Here is a 12,561-nt window from a genome sequence, read left to right as displayed (position 1 = left end):
TGTGTTTGTGGCTACATGGAACTCAGTTAATTTAATTCATTTTTCGTCAGAATTTACGTAATTTTTTCATCAGTTCTCACATTACTACTTTGTTGAAGATCGAATAATTCTTGGTACCCCTGTAAGATTTTGGATACAAAAAGGGCCAACTCTTTCGAGTTGGCCCTTTCCAAACGTTTGGTGGAGCTGGCGGGAGTTGAACCCGCGTCCAAAACCAGTCTAACTAATGGCGCTACATGCTTAGTCAGTTTTTATTCTCGTCTCAACACTGCGAACTGACACGCTATGCTAAGGCATACTAGAATTCTACTTCGCGGTTCATCTCTCTAGTCAAAGATTCCCTCGCTATCTTGTTTGGGTTTGAACTTCTGTTACTCCCCGTCTTACAAGCGGAAGCTAGGGCAGAAGTGGTCTGGTAGTGTTTAAGCTACTATTACGCTGCTAGAGCGTCAGAACCGTAGTAGTTGTCATTAGCAACTATTTTTTTGCGGCTTTTTACGAGGCCAGCCGCACCTCGGCATGCTCCACGAGCCTTCATGATCCTGTCGAATCCTAAATCAGCCCCGGAAGTGTATAAGCATAGTAACAGAAAACCCTTGGCTGTCCAGTACTATACGTTTAAGTGATTAATTTTAACGCAGTGCGCTTTTCATTACACGTGCTTTTTCACGCGCCCAATCTTTTGCTTTTAGATCAGTACGTTTGTCGTGAAGCTTTTTACCTTTCGCCACACCGATTTTGAGCTTCACCCAAGAGCGAGACCAGTACAAAGACAAGGCGGTCAGTGTCATCCCTTCTCGGTCAATTCGTCCCAATAGGTTATCTAGCTCACGGCGGCTCATTAAAAGTTTTCTAACACGGGTAGGGTTCGCTACCACATGGGTTGATGCTTGATTAAGAGGAGTGATGGTCATGCCACTTACAAAGGCTTCACCGTCACGCATGAAAACGTAACTTTCAGCAATGTTGGCTTTACCTTGGCGAAGGGCTTTCACTTCCCATCCCTGGAGCTCCATGCCTGCTTCTACCTCATCTTCAATGAAGTATTCATGGCGAGCTTTTTTATTGAGCGCGATAGTGTTACTACCCGCTTTTTGTTTTGATTTTTTCTTTACCATAATGGCACCATTATACGGGTTGGAGATCGGATAGGAAATCCTTTTATTTACGCTACGAGCAAATAAAAGTAAAATAAGGATCACAGAGTTTAGATGATTTGGTATCGATAGGAGAATTTATGAAGCAAATCAGCCGTTCTGCTTTGGTTTCTTTTAGCTCAGAACAAATGTTCGACCTGGTCAATGACGTAAGTAAATACCATGAGTTCCTACCAGGTTGCTCTGGCTCGCGCGTTATTGAATCTTCGGGCAATGGTATGGTTGCTTCTGTCGATGTATCGAAAGCTGGCATCAGTAAAACGTTTACCACCTCAAACTCGTTAGTTGAAAATGAAGCGATCATGATGAATTTGGTCGATGGCCCATTTAAAGCACTTAAAGGTGGGTGGTTTTTTACTTCCTTAGACGAAAATGCCTGTAAAGTTGAACTAAAATTGGAATTTGAATTTTCCAGCAAGATAATTGAGATGGCTTTTGGCAAGATTTTTAATGAACTGACTAATAATATGGTCAATGCCTTTACTCAACGAGCCAAACAGGTATACACGCTTTTATGAGTATTGAGTCTGATATGATCCACGTTGAAGTGGTGTATGCGCTTCCTCAAGAGCAGCGCGTCTTCAACTTGGTGGTGAATAATAAAGCCACGGTTGAAGAAATTGTGCGGCAATCTGGAGTGCTGGAGCTGTACCCAGAGATTGATTTAAAAAAGAATAAGGTTGGGGTGTATAGCCGCAACGTGCGTCTGGATGCGACAGTACGTAATAAGGATAGAATCGAAATCTATCGACCATTACTGGCAGACCCAAAAGAGATCAGGCGCAAGCGTGTGGAACAAGCTAAACAGGAAGCCGATGCTGGAAAGAAATCCGGCAGTTAAGACTTGCCCAGAAGCATGAGTTGCTGCTCTGGCTGAATATTAGACAAAATATAAAAAAACCTCCGTAGCTGGAGGTTTTTTTATCAATGTTAGTTCATCGTTAATGCGATGCTCTAAAACATGGCCTTACTGGAGTTTATCGTAAAACTGAGCGTTCTTTTGGAAATCGCCAGAGATATCTTCCAAAGTTCCTTGTTCGTTAAACTTAACAATTAAGTTTTTTTGCTCTGAATCACCATGGCCAGGTGTATGAGAGTAAATGTAATACCAAGTATTTGGAAAGCCATTTTCTATCAACATAGGCGAGCCAAGAACAAAGCGTACTTGGGTTTTGTTCATGCTAAATCTAAGCTTATCAACCGCAGACTGTTCGACATAATTGCCTTGGTTGATGTCAATGCGATAAACCAGTCTTTCTACAACCGAGCACCCTGTCAGCAATGTCATTGCTAATGGTACGGCAACGAACCACTTCTTTAATTGCATAATCGTTTCTTAGTAACCTTTAAAATTCTTTGCCGATAATAAACAAGCTAGACGCAGATGTAAAAAGCTATACGTCGTATGGTAGGCAATCAGACAACGAATTTTGAGTTGAGTTGCATTTATTCGCGATATTTTGCTCAATTTGTGCTGATTACCTACCAGTGAGGTTGGGTTGCTGTTCCATTCTTATGATTATTTTATTTTTTATTTGGGTATATTGAGACGGCACCCAAGTTCAAATGGTTACTGCGGTGATTGGTTGTTAACGCCGCAGTTGATTGAGGCGCGAGGGCGCGACTTATTTACGCTGCGAATAACAGCTCTTTTGCATTGGCCAGAGTGGAATCGGTGATTTGGCTGCCACCGAGCAAGCGAGCCAGTTCCGCGATACGCTGTTGTTGATCTAAACAATGCATTTGAGTTTCGGTTTGGCCATTTTTGCTTTGTTTGGCGACAAACATTTGCTGGTGGCCACAACCTGCGACTTGCGGTAAGTGGGTGACACACATCACTTGAGTTGACTCGCCCAGTTTACGCAGCATTTTGCCGACGACAGCCGCTGTTGGACCACTGATACCGACGTCGACTTCATCGAAGATCAAACTTGGTGTATCGACTTTTTGTGCGGTGATGACCTGTATCGCCAGAGAGATACGTGATAGCTCACCACCAGAGGCGACTTTGGCGATCGGTTGTAGAGGTTGACCCGGGTTAGTTGACACCAAAAAGCACACGTTATCCATTCCAAGTGGTGAGGGGTGTTTACTGTCATTTTGCACTTGGATGCTGAACTGGGCTTTTTCCATGCTCAATTCATGCATGCTTTGGGTGATCAACTTATTGAGCTCTTTGGCATAGCGGCTGCGAGATTTGTACAATTTTTCTGCTTGAGTCAGAAAACGTTGATATTGCTCTGCGACTTCTTGTTCTAGCTCGTCTAATTTTTCATCCGAGCAATCGAGCGCTTCAATTTGAGCAAGTAAATCTTGGTGGTGCTGATAGAGTTCTTCTGGCGCCACATGATGCTTGCGCGCCATGGACATGATTTTAGAAAAACGTGCTTCCACATAAGCCATTCTGCCTGGGTCAACCTCTATACCGTCGAGATAGCTACGCAGTTCGTTATTGGTTTCTTCCAACTGGATCATCGCTTCTGCCAACATGCTCGGTAGTTCGGCCAGTGTGTTGTCTAGCTCTGCGAGTTGGATTAAGGAGTGATTGGCTGATTGCAAAATACCAAGCGCATTGACTTCTTCACCTTCGTAAATAAGCTCGATGGCTTGCTGGCAGGTAGCAGCAAGTTCGCCACTGTTGGACAATCGTTTGTGCTCTTGATCGAGCTCTGAAAATTCTTCTTCATTTAGAGATAACTCATTCAATTCTTTAATTTGGTATTCAAGCAACTGTTTTTGAGCCTGGTTCTGTTGGCTGTTTTCTTTCAGTTGTTTGAGGTTATTGTCGGCCTGGCGCCAACGTTGATAGGCACTGCGTGTGCTTTGTAACAAGTTAAAGTGACCTGCGTATTGGTCGAGCATTGCCATTTGGTGCTCGCTTTTCATTAACTGATGATGGGCGTGCTGGCCATGAATGTTGATTAAGGTTTGCCCAAGCGACTTAAGTTGTGACAGCGGTACAGGGCTGCCATTAATGTAAGCTCTTGAACGGCCTTCTTTGGTGATGATGCGGCGTAAAATGCATTCGCTGCCGTCAAGTAAATCGTTATCTTCTAACCAGCGTGTTGCGTGCAGATTATTTTCAAGTAAGAATGCGGCGCTGACCTCGGTTTTTTCTTCGCCTTGACGCACCATACCGACATCAGAGCGCCCGCCTAAGCAAAGACCTAATGCATCAATCGCGATAGATTTACCTGCGCCAGTTTCGCCGGTAATGGTTGTCATGCCTTTAGCAAGGTCGAGTTGTAGAGACTTAACAATTGCGAAATTATTAACACTCAGATGAGCCAGCATCTTTATTCACCTGTATAATTAAACAACACTGTATAAAGAAACAGTATATACTGTTTCTTTATACAGTAAAGTAATCCAGGTGTTTTTTCTTTTAAATGGCGAGGTTTTATACAGACATATCGATCTAAATCGATAAAAAATAGCAAGCAAAACTAACCAGTAGGCGCGCGAGACAAAAACTGGTCGAAACATAATCTACAGGCTACTTGAGAAAGCTGTATAGAGTGCCCTACATTAAGTAGGGCATGCATTGAAAGAGAGCAATATAAAGTGTTTAATGAACTATCCCGGTCAATCAACTCCGATCAATCTACGTCTCAGAGCTCATTAAAACCATCATTAAGGGCGCGTTGGATCGATTTCAAGTGGTTCTAACGTGATAACTGCGTTGCCGCCAGCCGCTGGGTGATCAACATAGCTGCTATCTTGCATAATGGTGTAAAACACATCAACAAAATCATCATCATTAGTTAAGATACCATCAGGCAAAGCTTGAATGATTTTGGTCGTGATCTGAGGAATGATGGCATAGCCTTGCACTTCTGGATCAGGGATTGACTTGAGTATTTCTTCTGCTACTTGCATCAGTAACACGGCGAGTTCGGCATAGTTAGTACCATCATCTTGCTCCATTAAAATGATATCTGCCGCTCCCCAACGATAGCGTGTCCAGTGAACTAAAACTTGATCTGGAAAATAGTCAGTTTGGTCGTAATCAAGGTAAGGCATCTCAATTAGATCAATAGTTGGCTTGTCACGACTTGGGTCAACACCATTAATTAAAGCAAATACTTCGGCGCGGCCTGAAATCCACGGTTCTTGATCGTATTCCAAACGAATTTTTTTCAATTGTGTGGTTTGGATAGGGGCAGTTGTAAGTTTTTGCTCAGACATCAGCGTAGATGGAGAATGGTTTGATAGTTCCTCGTTTTGCTGCACCAGAGAACTTTTGCTGATTTGCTTGATTTTAGCGCGCATCACGTTAAGACCCGCTTTGAGCTCTTTATCACTGTTACTGTCGATGACAAATACAGGAACTTCTGGCGCTTGATAAACGTCAAGCTGATGTACATTACCATAGATATCAAATGCTTCAATGTATTGCCATTGAGAATCATCACCACTTGGCTCATAAGCAAACAGTGGATCTACTTTAGAGTCTTGCCAATCATTGAGGCTGTTTTTGTTTGCTAAGCGCACTTCGAGTAATTCATTCGTTTCATTCTCAATCCCTTTCCATTTACGAATCTTTTTATCTGCTTGAACCATTTGTTGAGTGAAAGCAAGCTGAGATTGGTGATCTAAAAATGTACTAAGTGGTGCCTGAGTATGTTGTTCATTTATGTTAGCGCGGAGCAAAGGTGCCAATTGTTTGTAGTTCTGGCTGAGTTTTTGAGCAAGCATGCGCTTTTGAGCCGAAATCCGTTCAGCTTTGATAAGTGAAGGGTTAACCGATATGTTTTGGTGATTATTTTTTGCCTGTGCGGTTGATAAGCCAATAAGCAATGTGCTGATGGCGGACAGAATAATTATTTTTTTCATCTTGTGTCCTTACTTTTTATGTTGTGTTTTTATGTAGTGCATCCGCTCTACTAATCCTCATGTTAGCAACTTATTAGTTGATAGTTTTATGCTTAGGTGTAATAGATTAACTTTTGTTCTCTAGATCATAAAATTTACAGTTATAAGCACCATAAATGTGATCATTCTCAATATATTCGTGAAATTAACGTTAATTATATGTTTTATGGATGGATTTATTATCAGTAAATTAAGGGAGGTAATAAGGAATGTTATTTTAATCAGTAATTTAATATGTTTTTTAAATATGAGCTTTGAATCTCTTTTTGATGTCAATTGATGATGATTACCTTTACGTAAGGGGGATGGTTTTTATTTTTTAAAAATGAACTTTTATTCATGATTTGGTATCGATGATGAAAAGTATTTAAGATAGAAAATGGGAGTGGTGGAAATGCTATATCGATTGAAGAAGAACTTGGCTTTTAGTATAAAAATGTAGAAATTGTTCATTCAGCACTGATTGAGAGGAGACTCAGTGCTGAGTATGATAATAAGTGTGACTTGGAAAATTAAAACAGTTTGCTTGACCAACCCAACTTATTACGTAAAACGTGATAGTAACTGTAATCTTTTGGATGGATCAGTTTTAATACATTAGGACTTTGATAGATATGGATCTCATCTCCTGGAGAAACGGGTAATGATACTTGACCATCACAACTTACTTCTTGAGTACCACGGTTTTCTGGTGAGACAATCAGTTTAATATGCCTTTTACCATCGACTACTAATGGCCGACTGGATAGTGTATGAGGGAACATTGGCACCAAACTGATGGCATTTAAACTTGGCGAAAGTATTGGACCACCACCTGATAATGAGTAGGCTGTTGAACCAGTTGGTGTTGATACTATCAATCCATCGGCACGTAAGGAAAACGCAAAACTGTCATCGATGTATACTTCAAATTCAATCATGTGTGCGATTTGGCCTGGGTGTAGCACAGCCTCATTAAAAGCGGCATTATGACTTTTTATTTGTCCATGACGGTGTACTTCAGCCTCAAGTAAAAAGCGCTCTTCTTCAATGTATTCCCCATTCAGAACGGCTTTTAAAGCGGTTTTGAAGTCATCAGGGTTGAGGTCGGTAAGAAAACCAAGATTACCTCGATTTACGCCGATCACGGATATATCAAAGCGGGATAGGATTCTCGCAGCCCCAAGCATATTACCATCCCCGCCAACGACGATAGCCAGATTTGCGTTTTTCCCAATTTTGACTAGATTGGCAAATTTATCTTTTGGAATATCGTCTAAAATAGCTGCGAGGCGCTCGTCAAACACCACTTGGTAACCTTCTGAGGTCAACCATTGGTAGAGTTCTCTATGGGTTTGAATAGCTTGTTGATCACGAGGTTTGCCGATAATCGCAATCACGTCACATGGTTTTTTCATAGCATTTCCGCATTAAAGAGGCTTGAATCAGGAATCTTCATCCCCATAATAATGGCAAGTGACTTAAATGTGCGAATTTTTATGTGCTTAAAGTCAGAAAAGTATGAATGGCTTGAAGGGCATTCCGTTGAATTTTGGAGATATCATGAGCAACGAAGAACAAAAAGTAACAGAAGCAGAGCTTGACCAGATCATCGAAGAAGCTGAAAAAGTAGAAGCTGAAGCAGCAAAAGCAGAAGCTGAATTGGGAGAAATGGGTGATGAATCTGATGCTAAGATTGCTCAACTTGAAGCAGCACTACTGCAGAGTGAAGCAAAAGTAAAAGAGCAGCAAGATGGCGTGCTTCGCGCTAAAGCTGAAGTTGAAAACATGCGTCGTCGTACCGAGCAAGAAGTGGATAAAGCGCGCAAATACGCGTTGAACAAATTTGCAGAAGAGTTGCTTCCGGTTATCGATAATTTAGAACGTGCAATTCAAGCTGCGGATGCAGAAAACGAAACAGTTAAACCGATTCTTGAAGGCGTTGAACTGACACATAAGACCTTCGTTGATGTTGTCGCTAAGTTTGGTTTAAAAGAAATCAACCCTGAAGGTGAGGTATTCAACCCTGAATTCCACCAAGCGATGTCAATCCAAGAAAGTCCAGATCATGACTCAAATACGGTTATGTTCGTAATGCAAAAAGGCTATGAACTTAACGGTCGTGTGCTTCGTCCTGCTATGGTTATGGTAGCTAAGTAACCATAGAGTCCTTAAGTGATTTTTTGTTAGCTTGAAACCAAGTGCTTTAGTGAATGGTTATCGACTGATAATTACTTTCTTAGAGAACCTATTTTACTTGAAGTTTGATATGATGCCTGCCACTAAACTTGGCAGGCATCATTTTTTCAGACGTTATATTTCCCTATCGTTGTTTTTTATCCCTTATTTTCTTATATCTACTGCACTTTTATTTTTTGCTTTCTGCTTTGCCTATTTTTAACTCTGTTTTTATTTGTTCTTGCTTTAAATCGTGGTTTTTATCTTTTCTACTCTTTTGTGTGGCGTTTTTAATGAATAAGGTTTCGTAAAAAAAATGAATTTTTTTTCACTTCTTACCCTTGAAAAGAATTTTGAAGCCCTTATCTATTGAGCATAGAGAAGCAAACAACTTATTTTTGTTTGTGAGCTAGGGTTGAAACCCAGTTCAGTGTCCCCACATTTGGGATAGAGTTAAACGAAAAAGAATTTATTTGGAGATAGCCTGATGGGTAAAATCATTGGTATTGACTTAGGTACGACAAACTCATGTGTTGCAGTTTTAGATGGCGACAAGCCACGTGTTATTGAAAACGCAGAGGGTGAACGCACCACAGCGTCCGTTATTGCTTACACTGATGGTGAGACGTTAGTAGGTCAACCAGCTAAGCGTCAAGCAGTTACAAACCCAACTAACACGCTATTTGCAATCAAGCGCCTGATCGGTCGTCGTTTTGAAGACGAAGAAGTTCAGCGTGACATCGAAATCATGCCTTACAAAATTGTAAAAGCTGACAACGGTGATGCTTGGGTTGAAGCGCAAGGCCAAAAAATGGCAGCTCCTCAAGTTTCTGCTGAAATCTTGAAGAAAATGAAGAAAACAGCGGAAGACTTCCTAGGTGAAGAAGTGACTGGCGCTGTTATCACGGTCCCTGCTTACTTCAACGATGCACAGCGTCAAGCAACAAAAGATGCGGGTCGTATTGCTGGTCTTGAAGTAAAACGTATCATTAACGAACCAACGGCAGCGGCTCTAGCTTACGGCCTAGACAAGTCAGGCGGCGACCGCACTATCGCAGTATATGACCTTGGTGGTGGTACATTCGATATCTCTATCATCGAAATCGATGAAGTTGAAGGCGAGAAAACATTCGAAGTTCTAGCAACTAATGGTGATACTCACCTTGGTGGTGAAGACTTTGACAACCGTCTAATCAACTACTTAGTAGATGAGTTCAACAAAGAGCAAGGTGTTAACCTTAAGAACGACCCACTAGCAATGCAGCGTGTTAAAGAAGCAGCAGAAAAAGCGAAAATCGAGCTTTCCTCTACTTCTCAAACTGACGTAAACCTACCTTATGTTACTGCTGACGCAACAGGTCCTAAGCACATGAACATCAAGGTGACACGTGCGAAGCTGGAGTCTTTAGTTGAAGATCTAGTACAACGTTCTCTTGAGCCACTAAAAGTTGCTCTAGCGGATTCTGACCTATCTGTTAACGACATTACTGACGTTATCCTAGTAGGTGGCCAAACTCGTATGCCTATGGTTCAAGCGAAAGTTGCTGAGTTCTTTGGTAAAGAAGCTCGCCGTGACGTGAACCCTGATGAAGCAGTAGCTATGGGTGCTGCAGTTCAAGGTGGTGTACTTGCTGGTGACGTTAAAGATGTTCTTCTTCTAGATGTAACGCCTCTATCTTTCGGTATCGAAACGATGGGTGGTGTCATGACTAAGCTAATCGAGAAAAATACAACTATCCCAACAAAAGCGGATCAAGTATTCTCCACAGCAGAAGATAACCAAAGTGCAGTAACGATCCACGTTCTTCAAGGTGAACGTAAGCAAGCGACTTATAATAAGTCTCTAGGTCAATTCAACCTTGAAGGTATCCAGCCTGCACCACGTGGTATGCCTCAAATCGAAGTAACTTTCGATCTAGATGCGGACGGTATCCTGAACGTATCTGCAAAAGATAAAGCAACAGGTAAAGAGCAGAAGATCACTATCCAAGCATCTGGTGGTCTAAGCGACGAAGAAATCGAGAAAATGGTTCAAGAAGCAGAAGCAAACAAAGAAGCGGACAAGAAGTTCGAAGAGTTAGCAACTGCTCGTAACCAAGCTGACCAAATGATTCACGGTACTCGTAAGCAAGTCGAAGAGGCGGGTGACGCGCTTCCAGCTGACGAGAAAGAGAAGATTGAAACAGCAATCTCTGAGCTAGAAACAGCACGTAAAGGCGAAGACAAAGAAGCGATCGACGCTAAAGTTCAAGCACTTATGACTGCAGCTCAAAAACTAATGGAAATTGCTCAACAGCAAGCCCAAGCTCAGCAAGCACAAGGTGCTGACGCAGGTGCACAGCCATCTCAAGATGACGACGTTGTTGATGCTGAGTTCGAAGAAGTTAAAGACGAGAAGAAATAATATTTCTTAACTAGGCGACTGAACTGGTCGTTTAGTGTCGGTAAAACTTTGTGTACGGGCGTTTGGGGAAACTCTAACGCCCGTCTGTTTGTCAATATTGTCTTTCTAGCTAAAGATTCCATGGTGTCTTTAGCTAGATTGATATCAACACCAAGCGGCAATTTGGGTCGTTTGCAGTAAATAAATTGGTGACGAAGAACATGTCAAAACGTGATTTTTACGAAGTATTAGGCGTTAGCCGTGATGCCTCTGAGCGTGATATTAAAAAGGCGTACAAACGCCTTGCAATGAAATTCCACCCAGACCGTAATCAGGGTGACGAATCAGCGGCAGAAAAATTTAAAGAAGTAAAAGAAGCGTACGAGGTCTTGACTGAACCGCAGAAGAAAGCGGCTTACGATCAATACGGCCACGCTGCTTTTGAGCAAGGCGGTGGCGGTTTCGGCGGTGGCTTTGGTGGCGGTAGCGCTGACTTTGGCGACATCTTTGGTGATGTCTTTGGTGATATATTTGGTGGTGGCCGTCGTGGTGGTGGTCAGCAGCGAGCTCAGCGTGGTGCCGACTTACGTTACAACATGGAATTGACTCTAGAAGAAGCAGTTCGTGGCGTATCAAAAGATATTGAAGTACCAACATTGGCTCATTGTGATACTTGTGATGGCAGTGGCGCGAAAAAAGGTTCTTCAGCAGAAACCTGTGGAACATGTCATGGTCATGGCCAAGTTCAAATGCGTCAAGGTTTCTTCGCTGTTCAGCAGACATGTCCTACCTGTCATGGTAAAGGCAAAATCATCAAAGACCCATGTAATGCTTGTCATGGTCAAGGCCGTAAGCAGAAGAACAAGACGCTCAACGTCAAGATCCCTGCAGGTGTTGATACTGGCGATCGTATTCGCTTATCTGGCGAAGGCGAAGCGGGAGAAATGGGTGCACCAGCAGGTGATCTATATGTTCAAGTTCATGTTAAAGAGCACCACATCTTTGAACGTGATGGCAACAACCTCTACTGCGAAGTTCCAGTGAGCTTTGCAATGGCGGCATTGGGTGGTGAAGTTGAAGTCCCAACGCTTAATGGTCGTGTCAGCCTGAAAGTTCCAGCAGAAACGCAAACTGGCCGTATGTTCCGTATGCGTGGTAAAGGAGTTCAAGGCGTACGCGGTGGTGGCACTGGTGATCTGATTGTTAAACTGGTTGTTGAAACACCGGTTCACTTAAGTGCACGTCAAAAAGAACTACTAAAAGAATTCGATGAATCTTGCGGTGGTGATGCGGCCACGAAGCATAAGCCAAAATCAGAAGGTTTCTTCAACGGTGTGAAGAAGTTCTTTGATGATCTAACCAGTTAAAGCTGATAAACCTATTTTGTAAAAAAACCTGCTGCGGCAGGTTTTTTTATCGGCTGCAATTCTTCTATCGTTTAAAGATGCCTTTTCTTAATATCTCGTACTTCCTCGCACGCTGTTACTTCCAGCATGAAATTGGGGTGCGGTTGTTGGTTGAGGTTAGAACTAATTCTTTATTCTCTTGTACAAAACATGGATCGTTATCTTGATTCAACGTTGGCTTGGCAATGGCTTTTATTGTATAGGCAATGCTGGCTGAGCTAACAATCGTAAAAGCGAAGCGGTCAGAATCTGATTCACAAATTAAGCAACCTTCTGCTGAGACAAGATCATTCCAATCATAGCCATTTTGGTAAGTGCTTTCTAATGCTAATTGAATTCGAGCTAAGTCACTAAGAGCTACTATTCTGTGTGAACGAAGAATGCTTTCTTGATAGTTTGAATAAGCAATTGTGCTTATCACAGTAATAACGGCCATTACTATTAATAGTTCGATGAATGTCATCCCATGTTGTGCTTTTTTGTAAGTGTTGCACTCATTAATTCGAATTATCACGAGTCGTTTTCCTTTGGCTTTTACGCCCATTCTTCTCTGGTGTTAGCATCTGTGCAAGGTTAATTAATG

General features: G+C 42.1%; 11 protein-coding genes and 1 other RNA gene. 5 read left to right on the top strand and 7 right to left on the bottom strand.

Annotated features, from left to right (window positions below; all coding sequences use genetic code 11):
* Window positions 1-178: 178 nt before the first annotated feature.
* Together ssrA and smpB are read right to left on the bottom strand one after the other, a co-directional pair.
* Window positions 179-565: a transfer-messenger RNA gene (gene ssrA / locus VSA01S_RS08845) on the bottom strand.
* A gap of 67 nt (window positions 566-632) precedes the next feature.
* Window positions 633-1,118 carry an SsrA-binding protein SmpB gene (gene smpB / locus VSA01S_RS08840; RefSeq protein ID WP_039979722.1) on the bottom strand — a complete coding sequence of 162 codons (486 nt, stop codon included), beginning with the start codon at window positions 1,116-1,118 and terminating at the stop codon, window positions 633-635.
* 119 nt (window positions 1,119-1,237) lie between these two features.
* Here smpB and VSA01S_RS08835 point away from each other — a divergent pair, with 119 nt between their 5' ends.
* Together VSA01S_RS08835 and VSA01S_RS08830 are read left to right on the top strand one after the other, a co-directional pair.
* Complete coding sequence (locus VSA01S_RS08835) at window positions 1,238-1,675, top strand: SRPBCC family protein (protein WP_039979723.1); 438 nt, start codon at window positions 1,238-1,240, stop codon at window positions 1,673-1,675.
* On the top strand, window positions 1,672-1,998 hold the full coding sequence (locus VSA01S_RS08830) for an RnfH family protein (protein ID WP_039979724.1): 327 nt from the start codon (window positions 1,672-1,674) through the stop codon (window positions 1,996-1,998). The genes VSA01S_RS08835 and VSA01S_RS08830 overlap by 4 nt, the downstream gene beginning before the upstream one ends.
* Window positions 1,999-2,124: 126 nt before the next feature.
* Here VSA01S_RS08830 and bamE read toward each other — a convergent pair whose 3' ends face one another.
* From bamE to nadK, 4 genes are all read right to left on the bottom strand, one after another.
* A complete protein-coding gene (bamE, locus tag VSA01S_RS08825) occupies window positions 2,125-2,484 on the bottom strand; it encodes an outer membrane protein assembly factor BamE (protein ID WP_039979725.1) in 360 nt (119 codons plus the stop codon).
* A gap of 302 nt (window positions 2,485-2,786) precedes the next feature.
* Entirely contained in the window at window positions 2,787-4,451 is a 1,665-nt protein-coding gene (gene recN / locus VSA01S_RS08820; RefSeq protein ID WP_039979726.1) for a DNA repair protein RecN, read from the bottom strand.
* 339 nt (window positions 4,452-4,790) lie between these two features.
* Window positions 4,791-5,993 (bottom strand): DUF3103 domain-containing protein, encoded by a 1,203-nt coding sequence (locus tag VSA01S_RS08815; RefSeq protein ID WP_039979727.1) that lies wholly within the window; start codon window positions 5,991-5,993, stop codon window positions 4,791-4,793.
* Window positions 5,994-6,544: 551 nt separating this feature from the next.
* Window positions 6,545-7,429 carry an NAD(+) kinase gene (nadK, locus tag VSA01S_RS08810; protein ID WP_039979728.1) on the bottom strand — a complete coding sequence of 295 codons (885 nt, stop codon included), beginning with the start codon at window positions 7,427-7,429 and terminating at the stop codon, window positions 6,545-6,547.
* Between the two features lie 145 nt (window positions 7,430-7,574).
* Between nadK and grpE the strand changes: the two genes are divergently transcribed.
* The 3 genes from grpE (at window position 7,575) to dnaJ (ending at window position 11,939) form a co-directional block, all read left to right on the top strand.
* Complete coding sequence (gene grpE / locus VSA01S_RS08805) at window positions 7,575-8,171, top strand: nucleotide exchange factor GrpE (RefSeq protein WP_039979729.1); 597 nt, start codon at window positions 7,575-7,577, stop codon at window positions 8,169-8,171.
* A 505-nt stretch (window positions 8,172-8,676) separates the two neighbouring features.
* Window positions 8,677-10,593, top strand: coding sequence for a molecular chaperone DnaK (gene dnaK / locus VSA01S_RS08800; protein WP_039979730.1), 1,917 nt, complete (start codon window positions 8,677-8,679; stop codon window positions 10,591-10,593).
* A gap of 200 nt (window positions 10,594-10,793) precedes the next feature.
* On the top strand, window positions 10,794-11,939 hold the full coding sequence (gene dnaJ / locus VSA01S_RS08795; protein WP_039979731.1) for a molecular chaperone DnaJ: 1,146 nt from the start codon (window positions 10,794-10,796) through the stop codon (window positions 11,937-11,939).
* Between the two features lie 115 nt (window positions 11,940-12,054).
* On the opposite strand, the gene VSA01S_RS08790 is transcribed toward dnaJ, so the two are convergent.
* Window positions 12,055-12,492, bottom strand: coding sequence for a type IV pilin protein (locus VSA01S_RS08790; protein WP_307698585.1), 438 nt, complete (start codon window positions 12,490-12,492; stop codon window positions 12,055-12,057).
* Window positions 12,493-12,561 lie beyond the last annotated feature (69 nt).

It is taken from the genome of Vibrio sagamiensis NBRC 104589 (assembly GCF_007990935.1).
Classification (GTDB): domain Bacteria; phylum Pseudomonadota; class Gammaproteobacteria; order Enterobacterales; family Vibrionaceae; genus Vibrio; species Vibrio sagamiensis.
Note: the sequence above shows the minus strand (reverse complement) of the source record. Positions and strands in the feature narration are given on the sequence as shown.